Annotated in this window: 17 protein-coding genes; 3 read left to right on the top strand and 14 right to left on the bottom strand. The window is 66.4% G+C overall.

Annotated features, from left to right (window positions below):
- Positions 1-7: 7 nt before the first annotated feature.
- From fdhF to DKG75_RS01020, 3 genes are all read left to right on the top strand, one after another.
- Positions 8-2,854, top strand: coding sequence for a formate dehydrogenase subunit alpha (gene fdhF, locus DKG75_RS01030; RefSeq protein ID WP_109919220.1), 2,847 nt, complete (start codon positions 8-10; stop codon positions 2,852-2,854).
- Positions 2,855-2,856: 2 nt separating this feature from the next.
- Positions 2,857-3,078, top strand: coding sequence for a formate dehydrogenase subunit delta (locus DKG75_RS01025; protein ID WP_109919219.1), 222 nt, complete (start codon positions 2,857-2,859; stop codon positions 3,076-3,078).
- A 73-nt stretch (positions 3,079-3,151) separates the two neighbouring features.
- On the top strand, positions 3,152-4,807 hold the full coding sequence (locus DKG75_RS01020; protein ID WP_109919218.1) for an OFA family MFS transporter: 1,656 nt from the start codon (positions 3,152-3,154) through the stop codon (positions 4,805-4,807).
- A gap of 34 nt (positions 4,808-4,841) precedes the next feature.
- On the opposite strand, the gene DKG75_RS01015 is transcribed toward DKG75_RS01020, so the two are convergent.
- The 14 genes from DKG75_RS01015 to DKG75_RS00950 all read right to left on the bottom strand — a co-directional run bounded on the left by DKG75_RS01015 (position 4,842) and on the right by DKG75_RS00950 (position 19,809).
- Positions 4,842-6,371: an ABC transporter ATP-binding protein gene (locus DKG75_RS01015; protein WP_109919217.1), complete on the bottom strand. Its 1,530-nt coding sequence runs from the start codon at positions 6,369-6,371 to the stop codon at positions 4,842-4,844.
- A gap of 7 nt (positions 6,372-6,378) precedes the next feature.
- Complete coding sequence (gene biuH, locus DKG75_RS01010; RefSeq protein WP_109919216.1) at positions 6,379-7,080, bottom strand: biuret amidohydrolase; 702 nt, start codon at positions 7,078-7,080, stop codon at positions 6,379-6,381.
- 10 nt (positions 7,081-7,090) lie between these two features.
- A complete protein-coding gene (locus tag DKG75_RS01005; RefSeq protein ID WP_109919215.1) occupies positions 7,091-8,017 on the bottom strand; it encodes an ABC transporter permease in 927 nt (308 codons plus the stop codon).
- Positions 8,017-9,108, bottom strand: coding sequence for an ABC transporter permease (locus tag DKG75_RS01000; protein ID WP_109919214.1), 1,092 nt, complete (start codon positions 9,106-9,108; stop codon positions 8,017-8,019). The genes DKG75_RS01005 and DKG75_RS01000 overlap by 1 nt, the downstream gene beginning before the upstream one ends.
- 45 nt (positions 9,109-9,153) lie before the next feature.
- Positions 9,154-10,281, bottom strand: coding sequence for a BMP family ABC transporter substrate-binding protein (locus tag DKG75_RS00995; RefSeq protein ID WP_109919213.1), 1,128 nt, complete (start codon positions 10,279-10,281; stop codon positions 9,154-9,156).
- A 231-nt stretch (positions 10,282-10,512) separates the two neighbouring features.
- Positions 10,513-11,571 carry an NADH:ubiquinone reductase (Na(+)-transporting) subunit F gene (locus DKG75_RS00990; protein WP_109919212.1) on the bottom strand — a complete coding sequence of 353 codons (1,059 nt, stop codon included), beginning with the start codon at positions 11,569-11,571 and terminating at the stop codon, positions 10,513-10,515.
- Between the two features lies 1 nt (position 11,572).
- Positions 11,573-11,929 carry a phenol hydroxylase subunit P4 gene (locus DKG75_RS00985; RefSeq protein WP_109919211.1) on the bottom strand — a complete coding sequence of 119 codons (357 nt, stop codon included), beginning with the start codon at positions 11,927-11,929 and terminating at the stop codon, positions 11,573-11,575.
- 47 nt (positions 11,930-11,976) lie between these two features.
- Positions 11,977-13,497: an aromatic/alkene/methane monooxygenase hydroxylase/oxygenase subunit alpha gene (locus DKG75_RS00980; protein ID WP_109919210.1), complete on the bottom strand. Its 1,521-nt coding sequence runs from the start codon at positions 13,495-13,497 to the stop codon at positions 11,977-11,979.
- 14 nt (positions 13,498-13,511) lie between these two features.
- Entirely contained in the window at positions 13,512-13,781 is a 270-nt protein-coding gene (locus DKG75_RS00975) for an MmoB/DmpM family protein (protein WP_109919209.1), read from the bottom strand.
- A 17-nt stretch (positions 13,782-13,798) separates the two neighbouring features.
- Complete coding sequence (locus tag DKG75_RS00970; RefSeq protein WP_109919208.1) at positions 13,799-14,791, bottom strand: ferritin family protein; 993 nt, start codon at positions 14,789-14,791, stop codon at positions 13,799-13,801.
- 36 nt (positions 14,792-14,827) lie between these two features.
- Positions 14,828-15,076, bottom strand: a complete 249-nt coding sequence (locus tag DKG75_RS00965) for a phenol hydroxylase subunit (RefSeq protein WP_109919207.1) — start codon at positions 15,074-15,076, stop codon at positions 14,828-14,830.
- 10 nt (positions 15,077-15,086) lie between these two features.
- Positions 15,087-16,022, bottom strand: a complete 936-nt coding sequence (locus DKG75_RS00960) for a catechol 2,3-dioxygenase (RefSeq protein WP_109919206.1) — start codon at positions 16,020-16,022, stop codon at positions 15,087-15,089.
- A 227-nt stretch (positions 16,023-16,249) separates the two neighbouring features.
- Positions 16,250-18,667, bottom strand: a complete 2,418-nt coding sequence (locus DKG75_RS00955) for an efflux RND transporter permease subunit (RefSeq protein ID WP_109919205.1) — start codon at positions 18,665-18,667, stop codon at positions 16,250-16,252.
- Positions 18,667-19,809, bottom strand: coding sequence for a WD40/YVTN/BNR-like repeat-containing protein (locus DKG75_RS00950; protein ID WP_109919204.1), 1,143 nt, complete (start codon positions 19,807-19,809; stop codon positions 18,667-18,669). Before DKG75_RS00950 ends, DKG75_RS00955 begins: the two co-directional genes overlap by 1 nt.
- Positions 19,810-19,849: the final 40 nt, after the last annotated feature.

Here is a 19,849-nt window from a genome sequence, read left to right as displayed (position 1 = left end):
GAGCGCGATGTCCCTCGTCGAAGAGATCGACCACGGCACGCCCGCCGTCCGCGCCGGGGCCCCGGTCAGCTTGACCATCGACGGCCGCCAGGTGACGGTGCCTGCCGGCACCTCGATCATGCGCGCGGCGATGGAGATGGGCACCAAGGTGCCGAAGCTCTGCGCCACCGACAGCGTGAAGGCCTATGGTTCCTGCCGGCTGTGCCTGGTCGAGATCGACGGCCGCCCGGGCACGCCCGCCTCCTGCACCACGCCGGTCGGCGAGGGCATGGCGGTGCGCACCCAGACCGAGCGCCTGAAGCGCCTGCGCAAGGGCGTGATGGAACTCTATATCTCCGACCATCCGCTGGACTGCCTGACCTGCGGCGCCAACGGCGACTGCGAATTGCAGGAGATGGCGGGCGCGGTCGGCCTCCGCGAGGTCCGCTACGGTTACGAGGGCGAGAGCCATACGGCCCTGCCCAAGGACCAGTCCAATCCCTATTTCGACTATGACCCGTCGAAATGCATCGTCTGCTCGCGCTGCGTCCGCGCCTGCGAGGAAGTCCAGGGCACCTTCGCCCTGACCATCGAGGGGCGCGGCTTCGACAGCCGGGTTTCCCCCGGCGCCCATGAGACCTTCCTCGAGTCCGAATGCGTCTCCTGCGGCGCCTGCGTCCAGGCCTGCCCGACCGCCACCCTGATCGAGAAATCGGTGGTCGAGATCGGCCAGCCGGAACATTCGGTGGTCACCACCTGCGCCTATTGCGGCGTCGGCTGTTCCTTCAAGGCGGAAATGCGCGGCGAGGAACTGGTGCGCATGGTGCCCTGGAAGGACGGCAAGGCCAATCGCGGCCATTCCTGCGTCAAGGGCCGCTTCGCCTGGGGTTACGCCACCCACAGGGACCGCATCCTGAACCCCATGGTGCGCGCGAAGATCACCGATCCCTGGCGCGAGGTCAGCTGGGCCGAGGCCTTCAGCCATATCGCCGGCGAATTCCATCGCCTCCAGGCGACTTACGGCAAGGATGCGATCGGCGGCATCACCTCGTCCCGCTGCACCAACGAGGAAACCTATCTGGTGCAGAAGCTGATCCGCGCCGGCTTCGGCAACAACAATGTCGATACCTGCGCCCGGGTCTGCCATTCGCCCACCGGCTTCGGCCTGAAGACCGCCTTCGGCACCTCCGCCGGAACCCAGGATTTCGATTCGGTCGAGGAGACGGATGTCGTCCTCGTCATCGGCGCCAATCCGACCGACGGCCACCCGGTGTTCGGCTCGCGCCTGAAGAAGCGCCTGCGCCAGGGCGCGCGGCTGATCGTGATCGATCCGCGCCGCACCGACCTGGTGCAGAGCCCGCACATCAAGGCCGACTATCATCTGCCGCTGCGCCCGGGCACCAATGTCGCGGTGGTCACCGCGCTCGCCCATGTCATCGTCACCGAGGAGCTGGTGAACGAAGCCTTCGTCCGCGACTATTGCGACTGGTCGGAATTCGAGCATTGGGCCGCCTTCGTCGCCGAGCCGCGCCACGCCCCGGAAGAGGTCGAGAAGATTTCCGGCGTGCCGGCGGCGGCGCTCCGGGGCGCCGCCCGTCTCTTCGCCACCGGCGGCAATGGCGCGATCTATTACGGCCTCGGCGTCACCGAGCACAGCCAGGGCACCACGACCGTGATGGCGATCGCCAATCTGGCCATGGTCACGGGCAACCTGGGGCGGCCGGGGGTGGGCGTGAACCCCTTGCGCGGGCAGAACAATGTCCAGGGTTCCTGCGACATGGGTTCCTTCCCCCATGAATTCCCCGGCTATCGCCATGTCTCCGACGATGCGACGCGGGAAATCTTCGAGAAGCTGTGGGGCGTCGCCCTCAGCGACGAGCCGGGCCTGCGCATCCCCAACATGCTGGATGCCGCCGTCGACGGCACCTTCAAGGGCATCTACATCCAGGGCGAGGACATCGTCCAGTCCGACCCGGATACCCATCACGTCACCGCCGGCCTTGCCGCCATGGAATGCGTCGTGGTGCACGACCTGTTCCTGAACGAGACGGCGAATTACGCCCATGTCTTCCTGCCCGGCTCCACCTTCCTCGAGAAGGACGGCACTTTCACCAATGCGGAACGGCGCATCAACCGCGTGCGCAAGGTGATGACGCCCCGGAACGGCCTGGCCGACTGGGAAGTGACGCAGGACTTGGCCCGGGCCCTCGGCCTTGCCTGGAATTATGCGCATCCGGGCGAGATCATGGCCGAGATCGCGGCGACGACGCCGAGCTTTGCCGGCGTCACCTATGACAAGCTGGAAGCCATGGGCTCGGTGCAATGGCCGTGCAACGCCAAGGCGCCGGACGGCACGCCGATCATGCATATCGGCGGCTTCGCCCGGGGCAAGGGCAAGTTCATGATCACCGAATATGTCGCGACGGACGAGAAGACCGGGCCGCGCTTCCCCCTGCTGCTGACCACCGGCCGGATCCTCAGCCAATACAATGTCGGCGCCCAGACCCGGCGCACTGCCAATGTCGTCTGGCACGAGGAGGATCGCCTGGAGATCCATCCCCATGACGCCGAGAACCGGGGCCTCAAGGACGGCGACTGGGTGCGCCTGCAAAGCCGGGCGGGCGAGACCACGCTGCGCGCCCTGGTGACCGACCGGGTGGCGCCGGGCGTCGTCTACACCACTTTCCACCACCCCCTGACCCAGGTGAATGTGATCACCACCGACTATTCGGACTGGGCGACCAATTGCCCCGAATACAAGGTGACCGCGGTCCAGGTCGCGCCCTCGAACGGGCCGAGCGAATGGCAGGAACACTATCGGGAACACACGGCGCAAAGCCGGCGCGTCACCCCCGGCAGCGAGGCGGCGGAGTGACCATGCAGGCGGAAAAGCTCGTCCGCATGGCCAACCAGATCGCCACCTTCTTCAAGGCGCAGGGCGAGGCGCAGGCGCCCGCGGCCATCGCCGACCACCTGATGCAATTCTGGGAGCCGAGGATGCGCAACGGCATCCTGGCGCATGTCGACCAGGGGGGCGCGGGGCTCGACCCCCTCGCCCGTCAAGCCGTGGAACTGTTGCCGCGAGAAAAGAAACACTAGGGCCTTAGAGACCATCCAACATCGGGGCTTAAACGACCGCGGCACGAACCGCGGCGCAAGGGAGGGTTTTGCCATGACGACCTATGAGCAGACGGCCGGGGCCTTGCCCATGCAGGGGCTGCTGGACAAGGAGCGCATCGTCGCCCGGCCGGGCTTCAACCGCTGGCTGGTGCCGCCGGCGGCCCTGGCGATCCACCTCTGCATCGGGATGGCCTATGGCTTTTCCGTGTTCTGGCTGCCCCTGTCGCGGGCCATCGGGGTAACCCAGCCGGTTGCCTGCGCCGACCTTACCCTGCTCTCGGCCCTGACCACCACGACCTGCGACTGGCGGGTGGCCGACCTCGGCTGGATGTATACGCTGTTCTTCGTCCTGCTCGGTTCCTCCGCCGCGATCTGGGGCGGCTGGCTGGAACGGGTGGGGCCGCGCCGGGCGGGCTTCGTCTCGGCGCTGTGCTGGTGCGGCGGCATCGCGCTCGCGGCTTTCGGCGTCTATATCCATCAATTGTGGCTGATGTGGCTGGGCGCCGGGGTCATCGGCGGCATCGGCCTCGGGCTCGGCTATATCTCGCCGGTCTCGACCTTGATCAAATGGTTCCCGGACCGGCGCGGCATGGCGACCGGCATGGCGATCATGGGCTTCGGCGGCGGCGCCATGATCGGCGCGCCGCTGGCCGACATGCTGATGAACCAGTTCAAGACCGCCGACGGCGTCGGCGTGTGGCAGACCTTCCTGGTCATGGCCGCGATCTATTCGGTGTTCATGCTGGCGGGCGCCTTCGGTTACCGCATACCGCCGGCGGGCTGGCGCCCGGACGGCTGGACCCCGCCCGCGGCCAAGCGGGGCATGATCACCACCCGCCACGTGCACCTGAAAAACGCCCATAAGACCAGGCAGTTCTGGCTGATCTGGGCCGTGCTCTGCCTCAATGTCTCGGCCGGGATCGGGGTCATCGGCATGGCCTCGCCCATGTTGCAGGAGATTTTCGGCGGCGCCCTGCTCGGCCAGCCGGAGGTTTCCTTCACCGCCCTGTCGCCGGAACAGAAGACCGCGATCGCGGCCATCGCCGCCGGCTTCACCGGACTTCTGTCCCTGTTCAATATCGGCGGGCGGTTCTTCTGGGCCTCGCTCTCCGACCGGATCGGGCGGAAGCTGACCTATTACACTTTCTTCGCCCTCGGCATCGCGCTTTACGCCCTGGCGCCCAGCGCCGCCCATATCGGCAGCCAGGCACTGTTCGTCGCCATGTTCTGCATCATCCTGTCGATGTACGGCGGCGGCTTCGCCACCATCCCCGCCTATCTGGCCGATATCTTCGGCACCCAGTTCGTCGGTGCCATCCACGGCCGGCTGCTGACCGCCTGGGCGACCGCGGGCATCGTCGGCCCGGTCGTGGTCAATTACATCCGCGAAGCCCAGATCGCCGCCGGCATCCCGCGCGACCAGGTCTATGACTTCACCATGTATATCCTGGCCGGCATGCTGGCCCTCGGCTTCATCGCCAATCTGTTCGTGAAGCCGCTGGCCGACAAATGGTTCATGTCGGAAGCCGAGGTCGCCGCCCTGCAGGCCAAGACCCAGGCCGCCGACCGGGCGGCCGCCACCGGTTCCTTCGGCATCGGCAAGGGCGGGCTGGACGGACGATCGGCCCTGGCCTGGGCCGCGGTCGGGCTGCCGCTGGCCTGGGGCGTGTGGATCACGGTGCAGAAGGCCGTGGTCCTGTTCCAGTAGCCGCACGGGGCCGGCACGAGCCGGCCCCTTTTCGTCAATGGTGGCCGGCCATGTGTTCGCCAATGGTCTGCACGCTGGCGGTCGCGATCGGCGTTTCATAGACCAGGGCGCCGTCCGACATCACCAGGATGCGGTCGGACAATTCCAGCAATTCGTCCAGGTCTTCGGAAATCAGCAGGACCGCGGCGCCCTGGTTGCGCGCCTTCATGATCCGGGCCCGGATCTCCGCCACCGCCGAAAAATCGAGGCCGAAGCAGGGATTGGCGACGATCAGGAGATCGACCTTGCCGGTCAGTTCCCGCGACAGCACGGCACGCTGCACGTTCCCGCCCGACAGCGCCTGGATCGGGCTGTCGAGGGAGGCCGTCTTCACCTTGAACTGGGCGACGAGATCGGCGGCGAAGCGCCGGATGGCGGCGGCCGAAATCCAGAAGCCGGGCTTTTCGGCGGCGTTGAGGTCGAAGGTGCGGAAGGCGATATTCTCCGCCACCGTCATGCGCGGGGCGCAGGCATTGCGCAAGGGCTCTTCCGGGATGTAACGCACCGCGAGGTCGCGGGATTCCTTCCGTGTCGCATGAAAGGGCCGGCCCTTCACCGCGACCGTGCCCGCCGTCGGCGCGCGCTGGCCGGCCAGGACTTCGAAGAATTCCTTCTGGCCGTTGCCGGAAATGCCGGCGATGCCGACGATCTCGCCCGACTTGATGGTTAGATCGGCGATGTCGATCGACTTGAGGCCGGTGCGGTCCGGGGCCCGGATGCCCTGGACCGAGAGGACGGCGGCAGCCGCCGGATCGACCGGCTGCCGCGCATCGAGGGTGGCGATCGGCTGGTCGCCGATCATCATGGCTGCCATGGCCTTGCGGTCGTGTTCCGCCACCTTGCCGCTGCCGGTCAGCCGGCCCTTGCGCAGCACGGTGAAATCATCGGCGAAGGCGGTGATTTCGGGGAACTTGTGGCTGATCATCAGGACCGTCAGCTCGCCCGCCTCGGTCATGCCGCGGACGATGCCCAGGACTTCCTCCGCCTCGCCGGGGGTGAGCACCGAGGTCGGCTCGTCGAGGATCAGGAAGCGCCGGCCGAGGTAGAGCTGCTTGACGATTTCGAGCTTCTGCTTCTCGCCCGCCGCCAGCTCGCGCACCGGCACGTCCAGGGGCAGGCGGAACGGCATGGTGTCCATGAAGGCGGCCAGTGCCTTCCGCTCCCGCCCCCAGTCGATCACCGCCGGCACCTGCTCGCGCGAGATCACCAGGTTTTCCGCCCCGGTAAGCGAGGGCACCAGGGTGAAATGCTGGTAGACCATGCCAAGGCCAAGCTGGGCCGCATCGCGCGGGCTGTCGATCGCCACTTCCCGCTCCTCGACCAGCATCTGGCCGAGAGTCGGGCGGTAGAAGCCCATCATGCATTTGACCAGCGTCGACTTGCCCGCGCCGTTCTCGCCCAGCAGGGCGTGGAAGCTCCCCGCCGGCACCCGGAGGGTGACATCGTCGAGGGCGGTGAAGGCGCCGAAGCGCATGGTCATCGAGACCGCCTCGACCCCGACCGCCGGTTTCCGCCCCTCGCTCATCGGCCCCTCACGGCAATTGGGCGACGAAGGTCGCGGCATCGGCGACGGCGCCGAAGACGCCGCCCTGCATCTTCACCATCTTGATCGCGGCGGCGTGATTGCCGGCATCGGTGGCCGCACAGCAATCCTCGAGCAGCAGACATTCGAAGCCGCGGTCATTCGCCTCGCGCATCGTCGTATGCACACAGACGTCGGTGGTGACGCCGGCAAGCACGATGTTGCGGATGCCGCGCTGGTTCAGGATCAGTTCGAGATCGGTGGCGCAGAAGGAGCCCTTGCCCGGCTTGTCGATGATCACCTCGCCCTCGATCGGATAGAGTTCGGGGATGATGTCCCAGCCCTTCTCGCCCCGCACCAGGATGCGGCCGCAGGGGCCGGGATCGCCGATGCCGGCGTTGATCCGCTGCGAGCGCCAGCGCTTGTTGGCCGGTAGGTCGGCGAGATCCGGGCGGTGCCCCTCGCGGGTATGGATGATCGTATAGCCCTTGGCGCGCAGGGCGGTCAGCACGGCCTTGATCGGCGCGATCGGCTTTCGCATCGCCGACAGGTCGTAACCCATATGGTCGACATAGCCGCCGGGGCCGACGAAATCGGTCTGCATGTCGATGACGATCAGGGCGGTATTGCCGGGCCGGAGGTCGCCGTTCCACGGCCAGGGGTAGGGATCGGCGTCGATCGTGCGGGGCGTGATCCCGGACAGCGCATTCATCGTGCCCCTCCTATTTCGTGATCGACAATTCGCCGGGCGCCCCGGCCAGGCTTCGCCCGCGCGACGAGGTCGCGATCATGATCCCGAGCGTCAGCACATAGGGCGCGGCATAGAACAGGTAATAGCCCTGCGTCACCCCGACCGATTGCAGCGCCGGGCCCAGCGCCCCCGCCCCCCCGAACAGGAGCGCGGCGGCAAAGCAGCCGAGCGGGTTCCAGCGCGCGAAGATGACCAGGGCGACCGCCATCAGGCCCTGGCCGGAGGAAATCCCCTCGTTCCAGCTGCCCGGGTAATAGAGCGAGAGATAGGCCCCGCCGACCGCGGCGAAAGCCCCGCCCACCGCCGTCGCCAGCAGGCGCACGATATTCGGGTTGAGGCCCATGGCCCGCGCCGCATCGCCGCTGTCGCCGACGACGCGGATGACGAGCCCGGCCCGCGTGTTGCGGAACGCCCACCACAGGGCGACCGAGAGCGCCGCCCCGATCAGGAACAGGACATTGACCGAGAGCGCCGCCTGGACCTGCGGGATATCGGACCAGAAACCGAGCGGCAGGGCCGGCAGGTCGGGGGCGGAGGGCTGGATATAGGGCTTGCCGAAGAAGAAGGCGAGGCCGGAGCCGAATAGCATCAGGGCGATGCCGATGGCGATGTCATTCACCTTGGGGAATTTGCAGATCCAGCCGTGGAACAGGCCGAACAGCACCCCCGTGCCGGCGGCACCGAGCACGCCCAGCCAGGGCGAGCCGGTGACCACCGCGATCGCATAGGCGGTCATGGCGCCGAAGACGAGAATGCCCTCGAGGCCGAGGTTGATGCGGCCCGAGCGTTCGGTGATCGCCTCGCCCAGGGAGACGAAGATGAAGGGGGTGGAGACCCGGATCGCCCCGCCCAGGATGGCGAGCGGCACGCCCCAGAGACCGATGTCGGCCGGTTCCATCAGCGCGTCCTCCGCCAGAGATCGGGGTTGAAGGCCTTGAAGCGGCCGTAGAAGGTTTCGCTGAACAGGATGACCAGGAAGATCATGCCCTGGAGCACCTGCACGGTCGCATCCGGCAGGCCCATGCGCCGCTGCAGCAGGCCGCCCGAGGCGTCGATCCCGCCAAGGAGAATGGCCACCGGGATGATGGCGAGCGGATTGTGCCGGGCAAGGAAGGCGACCAGGATCCCGGCATAGCCGTAACCCGCCGCGATCGAGGCATTGGCATTGCCCTGCACCGCCGCCACTTCGATCACCCCGGCAAGCCCGGCGAAGGCGCCGGCGAGCGCCGAGAAGCCGACGATCAGCGGCCCGACCGCCAGCCCCTGGACCTGGGCCGCGCGCATGTTGCCGCCGGCGATCCGCGCGGAGAAACCCCAGGCGGTCTTTTCGATCAACACCCAGGCGACGACGCAGGCGACGATGCCGGCGATGAGGCCCCAATGGACATCCATGCCCGGGATATCGCCGATGGCGAAGGCGGGATCGATTGGATGGGTCGACGGCTTGTTCAGGGACGCTGGATCGCGCAGCGGCCCTTCGACGAAATGATTCATCAGGGCGATGGCGATATAGGCCATCAGCAGGCTGGAAATCGTCTCGTTCACCGCGCGGTAGTGGCGCAGCGCCCCGACCGCGCCGATCCAGAGGGCGCCCATGGCCATGCCCGCCAGCGCCATGCCCAGGATGCCGACGACCGAGGGCAGGCCGGCAAAGGCATGGCCGACCGCCGCCCCGGCGACGCCGCCGAGCACGATCGCGCCCTCGCCGCCGATGACGACGAGGCCGAGACGGGCGGGCAGCGCGACGCACAGGGCGGCCAGCAGCAGGGGCGCGGCCCGCGACAGCGTGTTCTGGATCGAGAACCAGCTGCCGAAGCCGCCCCGCCACATCAAGTCGAAGAATTGCAGCGGCGACTTGCCGAGAAAGAGCAGGAAGACGCAGAACAGCAGCAGGCCAACCAGCAGGGCGGCCAGCGGCAGCACGAAGGCTTCCGACCGGCGCGCCAGCCATTCCCATGCCCCGGCCGCGGGGCTTTCAGCAGCGGACATCGGCGATCCCTTACCCGGCGATACGCGAAGAAGGAAAGCCGCCGGTTACGACGTGGAACCGATCACGCCCTCGACCAGGTAATTCATGCTCTCAAGCTCGATCGCGGTCTCGACGAAGGCCTGGCCGGCGGTGGCCACCGGATTGCCTTTGTTGTCCGCCAGGGGGCCCTTGAAGACGGCGAAGCCGCCCTTCTTGATCTCGGCCAGGGTCGCCTCGAACTGCTTGCGCGCGGCCTCGCCGACCGCGGGCCCAAGCGCGCTCATCTTCACGAAGCCGTCGGACAGGCCGCCGCGGGTGAAGTTCGGCAGGGCCTCGCCCGCCATCAGCTTGGTCACATAGAGCTTGTAGACCTGGGCCCAGTTCCATTCGGCGCCGGTCAGGTATTTCTCGGGCGCGAGCGGCGCCTGATTGGCGTGATAGCCGCAGACGAAGGCGCCGCGGCCGGCCGCCGTCTCGACCACCACCTTGGGGCTGTCGACATGGCAGGTGACGACGTCGACGCCCTGGTCGATCAGGGCGTTGGTCGCCTCGGCTTCCTTGACCGCCAGCGACCATTCGCCGGTGAAGATCACCTGGGCGGTGATCGCGGGATCGACCGCGCGGGCGCCGAGCAGGAAGGAATTGACGTTCTGCAGGACCTGCGGGATCGGCTTCGCGGCCACGAAGCCGATCTTCTTCGATTTCGTGGCATGGCCGGCGGCGATGCCGTTCAGATATTGCCCCTGGCCGATATAGCCGAAATAGGAGCCGGTGTTCTTCGGGTGCTTGCCCTCGGTCCACAGGCCGCCGCAGTGGCGGAATTGCACCTCGGGGAATTTCGCCGCCATGGCCAGCATATGCGGGTCGAAATAGCCGAAGGAGGTCGGGAACAGCAGCTTGGCGCCGTCGAGATTGATCATCGATTCCATGGTCTTCTGGACGTCGACGGTCTCGGGCACATTCTCTTCCTCGACCAGGGACACGCCCTCGATCGACTTCAGGGTCGCGGCCCCTTCGGCATGGGCCTGATTGTAGCCATAGTCATCCTTCGGCCCGACATAGATGAAGCCGATGGTCAGTTCGCCGGCAAAGGCGCGGCGGAACGGCAGCGCGGCACCGGCGACGCCGACGGCCGCCCCAAGGGCCGTGGTCTGCAGAAAGCGGCGGCGGTTGATCGTCGAAGTCGAAGCCATACCCATCTCCCAAACTGGTTCCCCGCACCGGCTGACCGCCGGGCGCCTCAGCTGCATGACAGATGTATGCAACTGCCGTACCAAGGTTTGGCTTCAGGAAAATCAATGACTTGCGGGGCTGGGAACGCAAAAGAATGGCCGTGAAACATGCATGTTGTGATTATATTTTAATCATATGAACGGCAACTGCATACAAATGGGCCATCGGACCGCCGCCGATGGCCCCCGACCTCAGATCGCCTTGAACAGCGGGCTGCGCACCTGCTGGGCATCGGCCGCCGAGAGGAATTTCTCGGTATAGACGTCGCGTTCGAACAGCCGGCCTTTCATCAGCGTGCCGATACAGGCTTCGATCATCAGGGGCGGGCCGCAGAGATAGGCTTTGTGGCCTCTGAAATCATTGTCGAAATGGGCCTTGGCGGCATCGTGGACGAAGCCGCGGAAGCCGGCCCAGTCGCTCGCCGCCGGCTCGTCCGACAGGGCGGGGACATAGGTGAAATGGGCGTGCCGGGCCGCCAGCTCCAGGAAATCCTGGTGGTAGTAGAGTTCGGCCCGATTGCGCTGGCCGTAGACCAGGGTGATCGGCTTGTCGAAGCCTTCCGCCAGGAGGTCCAGGATCATGGACCGGGGACTGGACAGGCCCGAGCCGCCGGCCATGAAGATCAAGGGCACATCGGCCGATTTCCGCACGAAGAAACGGCCATAGGGGCCGGAGAAGCCGATGCGGTCCCCGACCTTGAGGCTTTCATGGACATAGGTCGTGCCCTTGCCGCCGGGGACGATGCGGATGTTCAGTTCCACCTCGTCCGCCCCCGGCTGAGAGGCGACGGAAAAGGCCCGCGTGCCGATGCCGCCCGGCAGGTCCAGGTTCACATATTGCCCGGCCTGGAACACGAAACCGGCGGGATCGTCGAGCCGGATCCACACCCCCTTGATGGTCGGGCTGAGATTTTCGAGGCGCGACACCGTGCCGGCGAAATCGCGCACCGGCAGGTTCAGGGCATCCGGGTCTTCCTCGATCTCGGCTTCGATCACGAGATCGCTTTCGGGCCGGGCGCAGCAGGCGAGGCATTTCCCCTCCTGCCGTTCGAAATCCATCAGGGCGAAGGTGGAGGCTTCGCCGTAATCGACCTCGCCCTCGACCACATCGATCTTGCAGGTGGCGCAAAGCCCGTGGCAGCAGGCGTGCGGCAGATAGATGCCGGCCCGCAGTGCGGCATCGAGGATGGTCTGCCCCTCCTCGATCTCGATCGTGGTGCCGAGCGGCTGGATGGTCAGCTCGTACCCCATGTCAGGCCGCCGCGGTGACGCTGTTCAGGCCCGGCGTCTGGAAGCGGAGCAGGGTCTTGTGGCCGATGCCGTTCTCCGCCAGCGTCCTGCCGAAGTCGGGTGTGAAGGGCTTGCCGGCCTTCAGCCATTCGACCGCGCGCCAGTCGATGGCGGCGGCATCGGGATCCAGGGCCAGAAGCTGGGCCAGGGGCCCGTCGACCAGGGCCTGAAACGGGGTTTCCGGCGGCAGGCAGATCAGGAAGGGCGCGGCGAACAGCAGGTGCCGGTCCCAGCTGACATAGACCAATTGCTTGCCGGCGAAATTCTCTACGAGGTCGCGGGGCTGGAATTCATAGGGGGCAAGGGCGGCGACGGCCATGGTTTTTTCCTCCCGTTGGGGGCGGCACGGGGCCGCCCCTGATGATGTCAGGTATTGCTGGTGGCGAGGCCGCGCCAGCGATCGAAACTCTGCTGGTCGCTGGATGCCGGGTATTCGCCATTGTCGAGCCCGTCCTTCAGATGCGCCCAATCCATCCAGGCCATCAGGTCGCCGAAGAGGGGCGCCTGGAACAGCTGCGGCATGGGCAGCCAGGCCTGGACGTATTTCTCCGGCTCGTCCTCGAAGATCGCCTGACAGCCGTCGGAGCAGAAATGATAGGTCTCGCCCCGATGAACCGTCTCGCGGTGGCACAGGATCGAGGGATCGTCCGGCTCGGTGAAGACGCACGGCAATTGGCAGCACTGGCACAGTTTGGCGAGGCCGAAATTCTTGAACGGCCGGCCTTCCGCCTCGGCCTTGCGGATGTAATCCCAGCGGGGGCGGTAATATCTGTCGAAAGTGGTCGGGTATTTCGCCGACAGCCAGTCCATATCCTCGTCCGACGGGATCCAGGTGTGGAAGGCCGTGCCGAAGCGCCACTGGTAGAAGGCCAGCATGAACTGGTGCGACATGTGATCGATCGCCTTGCCCGCGTCCTCCCAGCCCTTGGGCGGGCGGATGCCGTAGAGGGCGAGGTCGCGGAACAGCGCGCCGCCGTTCTCGACACCGTAGATTTCCCAGGCCTCGCGCCAGGACATGACGCGCTTCGGCAGCATGTAATCCATCATGGTACTGACGAGGCCGAGCACGCGGAAGCCGCGCCAGAACCACTTGTCGATCCACTTCTGCACGATGGGCAGGTTGCCGGGGTCCTGCTCCAGCATGAATTTGATGCACTCGAGGCCGAGGGTCATGTGGCGGGCCTCGTCCGACTGGGCGGAGAAGCCGAAGGTCACGGTCGCCATGTCGCCGTTATAGGCCGCCCCCGACATGAAGGGCACGAACAGCAGGTTGGTCAGCACATATTCGAACGAGAAGCCGATGGCGATCAGGAACTCGAAAGGTCCCGCACTCATGGCATCGTCGAAGAAGGAGCGCGCGACCGAGGTGTACCAGATCCGGTCGCGGGTTTCCGCGAAGGCATGGAAGCCGCTGTAATACTTGTTGTAATTCGACAGGGCGTGGATCTGGGTCTGGGCGTGGCGCAGCTCGTCCAGCGCCTGCATCTGGCAGGCGACCTGGGTGCCCGCGCCCGCGAATTCCCGCCCGACCCGGGCAAAGCCCTTGTGCGCGGCATATTCGCCCGGGCTGATCGCCTGAAGGAAGATCTTCAGGGCGGAGAGATAGCGCGCATCGGTGATGTTCAGATGCCCGTTGTTCTGGGCATGGGCATCGATGATGGCGTAGAACTTCCGCTCCTTCTCGCCCTGGTATTTCCAATAGGCATCCATGGTGAGACGGAAGGGGTCTTCCCACTTGTCCCAGTCGTGGATCCTGATCCCCTCGTAGTCGAGATAGGGATAGATGTCCTTGGCGCTCTGGTAGCTGGGTTCCCAGGCGAGGTCGCGGGTCAGCAGGCGGTAGCGTTCCTTGATGCCCAGCTTCTTTTCGGGTGCCTTCATGTCCATGGCGGCAATCCTTCTCAGCGGTCCCAATGCAGGGTGAGGGTTTCGTCATCCTCGTCGACATGGCCGCTGAGGGTGATCAGGTTGATGTGGATTTCCTGGAGGTCGAAATCGCGGCCGAGGTTTTCCTCGATCGTCTCGCGCCGGATGACCAGGCGGCCCGGCGCCTCGATGCGCACCATCGCCGGCTCGCGCGAGATGCGGGCGGCCGGGTTGTCGGCCTCGATCGCCTCGATGATCGGGCGGGTTTCCTCGTTGGCCTGGAGGGCGATGAAGACTTGTGACATGATCGTTCCCCTTCCGGTCAGCGCTTGAGGCCGGCCTTGGCCAGGCGGGCGGCGAGATCGGCGCGGCGCTCGTCCATCACCGCCTCGCCCTGTTCGCCGAGACCGAGGCGGGCGATGGGCAGCAGGGCCTCGAAAGCCCGGCCGGACCAATGGTCGATCCAGCCGGCCAGCACCTCGCGGTTGGCGGCGGATTCGGCGGCGGCGACCTTCACCACCGCATCGGCCCATTTGCGGGTTTCGTCGAACCAGTCGGCCATGAACTGGGTGGCCAGCGCGATGGTGGAACCGCCTTCCGTCGCCCAGACCCCATCGACCATAGCGCCGTAGACCAGCGGGTAGAGCAGCCCGTCGAGGGCGATGTTCTGCGCGATGAACAGTTCGAAAGGATCGCGGGTGACGAGGCAGTCCTCGACATAGCGGCGCAGGCCCTGCCACGCCTCGTCCTGCAGCCAAGCCTGCTTGGCCGTGGCCAGGGCTTCGGTCCCGCCCAGCATCAGGCCGATGCGCGAGAGATATTGCGCGATGCCGAGGCTATCGAGCGCCTGATAGATGTTCGGCTGGGTGAAGGCCGCGCCATAGCCGTAGCCGCAGACGAACGTGTGGTTCTGGTTGGCGCCCCAGGCGACATGGCGCAGCGGCACCAGGACGGCCAGCGCCCGGTCGCGGATCGCGGGCGGGATCAGGCCGGCAAGGCCCCGGCTTTCGATGAACTTGAAATTGGCCTCGGCCGATTCCTGCTGGCGGGCGCGGGTCAGCGTATAGGTATTGTAGAAGAACTGGCGCGGGTCCTTCAGGTCGTACCAGTCGCGCATCGCGATCCGGGTGATCGCGGGATCGTAAAGCTCCTGGTCCGGCGCCCAGGTCGGCCGGTAGTGCAGGTTCTCCGCCGCCTGGATATCGTAGGTGCCCTCCTGGTAGCGGGAGGCGGGCTTGTCGCCGAAGCGCCGCACCAGATGGTCGAAGGCCTGGCGCTGCGGCTCGATGGTGACCGTGCGAAGGTCGATCTGCATGATTGTTCTCCCCGATTTGATGGTGGGCAGGCGCGGTCAGCGGAAGCGGGTCTCCCGCGCATCCGCCAGTCGCCAGGCCCAGTCGTTCTCGCGGTCCCCTTCCCCCTCGCCCTCCGGCGAGAGGAAGCGGACCTTGTTGGCGGCACAGAATTCGTCGAAGGCTTCGGGCCTGAGCACGAGTTCGACGAAAAGCTCGGGCTCGCCCATGGCGAAGTCGAATTCGACGAAACCGTCATCCCGCAGGTTACGCACCCGCACGTAGCGCTTGCCGGTATCGATACCCATGGCCACGCCCTCAGGTCACGACGGTCATGAAGCTTTCGTGCAGCTTGCCCTGCGGGTAGTCGAGCCCATGGGGGAAGCCTTCGAAGGTCCAGGTGATGGGATCGCCGTCCGGATAGGGTTCGTAGCCGCCAGCAAAAGTCTCGAAGCGGTTGCCCGAGGGGTCCCAGGCATAGATGGTCTCGCCCCGGGTGACGCCATGTCGGGTCGGGCCGATGTCGATCGGGACCCGGTTCATGCCCATGATGTCGCCGGCACGCAGCACCCGTTCCCAGGTCGGCATGCGGAACGACAGGTGGTGCAGCTTGCCCGGCTCCTCGTATTCGACGAAGGCGATGTCATGGGTCTTGTGCGAGCACGACAGGAAAATGCCGATCTCCGGCTCGCCCGCCTCGGTCGGGCCGAGGATGCGCTCGACCAGATGGAAGCCCAGCACCTTCAGGAACAAGTCCTTGTTGGCCTGGACATTGGGGCCATAGAGCAGGCAATGGTCGAAGCGGATGGGCGCCATGCCCCGGTCCGCATCCATCGACCACGGCGGCGGATTGACCGAGGGCAGGCCGTTGCCGACCTTGGTCTTTTCCGCGTAAAGCTCGAACAGATGGCCGCTCGGCAGGCGGAAGCGGACGCGCTCGCCGGTTTCCAGCAAGTCGCCGGCGGGCACCCGCTCGGTCGCGATGCCGAAGGCCCGGACGTCGCGTTCCAGCTGGTCCAGGGTCGCGGCGTCCAGCACCTTGAAGCCGATGAAATCGATGCCGGCGCTGTCGGACGGCGACAGGATCAGGCTGCTGTGATCGCGCTCGTCCCAGCACTTGAAGTAGACGCGCCCCCGGTCGTCCCTTCCGGTTTCGACGAGGCCGAGAATGTCGCGATAGAAGGTGATGCTCTTCTCGAGATCGAGAACCCGAAGCTGGGCATGCCCAGGACGGAGAACGCCCGTCATTGCCATGTTTGCCTCCCGTTGAGATCCGCTTTTTGGCCGGCTGGGCGGGATCGCTCTCCGCCCGGGCCGCGCCCCCTTAACAGCACGAACCGTTCCAACAAACTAAGCCATTGATTTTGCTTGAATAACTATGCTGCAACGCACCAGGAATCCGCCCCCGGCGGACGCATTTGTCAGGCGTGCCGACCGGCCTGACAAAAAGGTCAAGCTGCGCTGCAACACGGGGCCCCGCCTCAGGCCGCCCTGGCGCGGACACTCGCCTCGCGGGCGGCCGGGCGCAGCAGGAAATGGGCTAGCGCCGGCAGCAGCACCAGGGCACCGACCATGTTCCAGACGAACATGAAGGCGAGCAGGATGCCCATGTCAGCCTGGAACTTGATCGGTGACAGGGCCCAGGTGGCGACCGCGATGCCGAGGGTGATGCCGGTCAGCACCACCACCTTGCCGGTGAAGGCCAGCGCCTGGTAATAGGCTTCCGACAGGCTGGCACCGTCGCGCAGCCGCGCCAGCGTCACGGTCATGACGTAGAGCGAGTAATCGACCCCGATGCCGACGCCGAGGGCGATCACCGGCAAGGTCGCCACCTTGACGCCGATGTTGAGCCAGACCATCAGCGCCTCGCACAGCATGGACGTGATCAGCAGCGGCACCACGGCGCAGACCACCGCCCGCCACGAGCGGAAAGTGACGAAGGCGAGCACGATCACCGCGGCATAGACGAGGAAGAGCATTTCCCGGTTGGCCTTGCGCACGACGATATTGGTCGCCGCCTCGATCCCGGCATTGCCGGCGGCGTTCAGGAACTGGATGTCCCCGGTGTCATGGCGCGCGGCAAAACCCTCGACCGTCGCGACCACGGCATCCAGCGTGTCGGCCCGGTGATCCTTCAGATAGGCATAGACGGTGAGAAGGTCGCAGTTCTGGTTGAACAATTCCCGGGGCGCGCGGGTGATGATGGCGTTCAGCATCTCCTGCGAACGCGGCACGGCGTACCATTTGAGGCTGCCCTCGCTCATGCCCGCATTGGCGATCTTGGCGAGGCCGGCCAGGGAATTGGTGGTCACGACACCGGGCAGGTGGCGCAATTCCCGTTCCAGGGCATCGACCGCCATCAGCGTGTTGTAATGGGCGCAGGCATATTGCGGCGTGCGCACCATCACGATGTAGACATCGCTGCTGGCGGCATAATTCCGCACCATGAAGGCATTGTCCTGGTTATAGCGGGAGTCGGGCCGCAGTTCCGGCGCGCCGGGATCGGTATCGCCGATCTTGAGATCGAGGGCGACCCAAAGCCCGCCCAATCCCATGACCGCGCCGAGCACGACGACGACGGCCGCCCCCCTGGGCCGGGTGAACAGGTCGAGGAAGGCCCAGAACGGGTGCTTGACATGGGCCGTATCGGCCTCGTCCGCCCGTTCCGCGCTGAGCGAGCGGCGCGCCACCGCCTCGCTGACCCCGGTATAGGAGAGGAGAATGGGCAGCAGGACGAGATTGGTGAAGATCAGCACGGCAACGCCGATGCTGGCGGTGACCGCCAGGTCCTGGATCACCTTGATGTCGATGACCATGAGGACGGCAAAGCCGACCGCGTCGGCCAGCAGCGCGGTCAGGCCGGCCAGGAACAGGCGGCGGAAGGTGTAACGGGCGGCGACCAGCTTGTGCGTGCCCCGGCCGATGTCCTGCATGATGCCGTTCATCTTCTGGGCGCCATGGCTCATGCCGATGGCGAAGACCAGGAAGGGCACCAGCATCGAATAGGGATCCAGCTCGTAGCCGATCAGGGGCAAAAGGCCCAGCAGCCAGATCACCGCGATCAGCGAGCACAGCACCACCAGAAGGGTGGAGCGGATGCAGCGCGTGTACCAATAGAGCACGGCCGTGCAGATGGCGATGGCGGCGGCGAAGAACACCAGCACCTGCTTCAGGCCGTCGATGAGATCGCCCACCACCTTGGCAAAGCCGGTGACATGGATCTCGATGCCGTTGCCCTGGTATTTCGCCCGCAATTCCTCGATCCGTTCGGAGAGGGCGTAATAGTCGATGCGCTCGCCCGTGTCGGCGATGCGCTCCTGCAAGGGCACCAGGATGATGCTGGAGCGGTAGTCGGCGGCGATGAGCTGGCCGATCTCGCCCGAGCGCTCGACATTCAGGCGCACCTGTTCGAGGTCGGCCGCCGTGCCCTTGTAATCGTCCGGGACCACTGGGCCGCCGTCGAGGCCTTCCTCGGTCACGCCGCTCCAGCGCACCGCCGGCGCCCACAGCGATTTCATATAGGGCCGGTCGACGCCGGGCATCAGGAACAGGTCGTCGTTCAGGCGGCGCAGCGTGTCGAGATAGTCGGCAGTGAAGATCGTGCCGTCCTTCACCGCGACCGCGACCCGGAGCGCATTGCCCATGCCCGCCAATTGCTTCCGGTTTTCCAGGTAGTTGGCGATATAGGGATGGCCGGTCGGGATCATCTTCTCGAAGGCGGCATTCAGCTTCAGGTCGGCCGAGCGCCAGCCGAGCAATGCCGTGACGATCAGGCACAGCACCACGACCAGCGGCCGGTTGTTGAAGAAAGCCCGCTCCACCGGCGTGCCGGACTTGCGGTCGAAATCCTCCAGCCGGGCGATGACGGGGCCGACGGAACTTGCAGGGGCGTGCGCCATCAGAAGGCCTCCCGGTTCTTGGCATTGCTGTCTAGGCGGCTATTGCCGCGCGGCCCGGCCACCACCAGCGTGCCGTCGGCCGTCGCCGCCAGGGCTGTCAGGCCGGTATCGCCGGAAGTTTCAAGCGGCTTGAAGCTGGCGCCATCGTCGGTGGAGCGCAGCAGGCGGCCGCCCTCGTCGCCCAGGATCAGGCTGCCGTCCGCGAGGCGCCGGCCGGCGGTCACCGTCGCCTCGGCGCCAAGGTCGATGCGGGCCCAGTCCTCGAGGCCGGGGGCGCCGCGCCAGGCATTGCCCTTCAGGCCATAGGCGAGAAGGCCCCCGTCGCCGAGGACGAGAAGGCCGAAGAACGTACCCTCATAGGGGCTTTCGATCGCGGTGAACGCCGCGTCCAGGGCAGCGGCGTGGAACAGGGCCCCCTGCTCGCCCGCGATCGCGAGACCGCCCGCCACGGGGGCGATACCGTAGAGATGCTTGCCGCCCCGGTTGGGAATGCGCGCGGTGAAGGATTGCCAGGTGGCGCCGCCGTCGCGGGTCTCGAGCGCAAGGCCGTAGGCGCCGACCGCCCAGCCGCGCTTTTCATCAAGGAAGGTAACCGCGAGGAAGGGCTTGTCCGGCCCATCGGCGATCATATAGTCGCCGTTGCGGACGGCGGCATCCGCCCCTTCGGCGCCGGCGGCCTTCAGGGCTGCGGCTTCCGCCGCGACGGCCCGGGCGGCACCATTGCCGTCCAACTGGCGCTGCCAGGTTTCACCGCCGTCGAGCGTATGCAGGACGACGCCGCTATGCCCGACCGCCCAGCCGAGCCGGGCGCCGACGAAGGCGACATCGGTAAGGGTGACGCTGACCGGCACGGCGGACGCCTGGCGCCAGGCCGCACCGCCATCATCGGAAAGCAGGATCACCCCGCCCTCCCCGACCGAGACCAGCCGGTCGCCGGCCCGGGCGAGCGCCAGTTGCAGCATGCCCGTGGCACGGGGATTGGGCGCCGCCGGCAGGTCCAGCAGGTCGGGCACCAGGGGGGCGGTCACGGCCGCGCCCTGATCCTGGGCGCCGGCATTGCCGGCCCCGGCGACCAGGGCAAGCGCCAGGGCGGCGCAGGCAAGGCTGGGACGTTGCCCGCCCTTCAACAGGGGCAGTACCATCGCGTCGATCCGTTCAGGAAAAAAGGCCCCATGGGGCCGA

Source organism: Zavarzinia compransoris (assembly GCF_003173055.1).
Lineage (GTDB): Bacteria > Pseudomonadota > Alphaproteobacteria > Zavarziniales > Zavarziniaceae > Zavarzinia > Zavarzinia compransoris.
The sequence above is the reverse complement of the archived record's forward strand: the minus strand, read 5'-3'. Positions and strand labels throughout refer to the sequence as shown.

Coding starts and splice junctions, on each gene's coding strand:
- fdhF (WP_109919220.1), top strand. CDS start 8: ATGTCCCTCGTCGAAGAGATCGACCACGGCACGCCCGCCGTCCGCGCC.
- DKG75_RS01025 (WP_109919219.1), top strand. CDS start 2,857: ATGCAGGCGGAAAAGCTCGTCCGCATGGCCAACCAGATCGCCACCTTC.
- DKG75_RS01020 (WP_109919218.1), top strand. CDS start 3,152: ATGACGACCTATGAGCAGACGGCCGGGGCCTTGCCCATGCAGGGGCTG.
- DKG75_RS01015 (WP_109919217.1), bottom strand. CDS start 6,371: ATGAGCGAGGGGCGGAAACCGGCGGTCGGGGTCGAGGCGGTCTCGATG.
- biuH (WP_109919216.1), bottom strand. CDS start 7,080: ATGAATGCGCTGTCCGGGATCACGCCCCGCACGATCGACGCCGATCCC.
- DKG75_RS01005 (WP_109919215.1), bottom strand. CDS start 8,017: ATGGAACCGGCCGACATCGGTCTCTGGGGCGTGCCGCTCGCCATCCTG.
- DKG75_RS01000 (WP_109919214.1), bottom strand. CDS start 9,108: ATGTCCGCTGCTGAAAGCCCCGCGGCCGGGGCATGGGAATGGCTGGCG.
- DKG75_RS00995 (WP_109919213.1), bottom strand. CDS start 10,281: ATGGCTTCGACTTCGACGATCAACCGCCGCCGCTTTCTGCAGACCACG.
- DKG75_RS00990 (WP_109919212.1), bottom strand. CDS start 11,571: ATGGGGTACGAGCTGACCATCCAGCCGCTCGGCACCACGATCGAGATC.
- DKG75_RS00985 (WP_109919211.1), bottom strand. CDS start 11,929: ATGGCCGTCGCCGCCCTTGCCCCCTATGAATTCCAGCCCCGCGACCTC.
- DKG75_RS00980 (WP_109919210.1), bottom strand. CDS start 13,497: ATGGACATGAAGGCACCCGAAAAGAAGCTGGGCATCAAGGAACGCTAC.
- DKG75_RS00975 (WP_109919209.1), bottom strand. CDS start 13,781: ATGTCACAAGTCTTCATCGCCCTCCAGGCCAACGAGGAAACCCGCCCG.
- DKG75_RS00970 (WP_109919208.1), bottom strand. CDS start 14,791: ATGCAGATCGACCTTCGCACGGTCACCATCGAGCCGCAGCGCCAGGCC.
- DKG75_RS00965 (WP_109919207.1), bottom strand. CDS start 15,076: ATGGGTATCGATACCGGCAAGCGCTACGTGCGGGTGCGTAACCTGCGG.
- DKG75_RS00960 (WP_109919206.1), bottom strand. CDS start 16,022: ATGGCAATGACGGGCGTTCTCCGTCCTGGGCATGCCCAGCTTCGGGTT.
- DKG75_RS00955 (WP_109919205.1), bottom strand. CDS start 18,667: ATGGCGCACGCCCCTGCAAGTTCCGTCGGCCCCGTCATCGCCCGGCTG.
- DKG75_RS00950 (WP_109919204.1), bottom strand. CDS start 19,809: ATGGTACTGCCCCTGTTGAAGGGCGGGCAACGTCCCAGCCTTGCCTGC.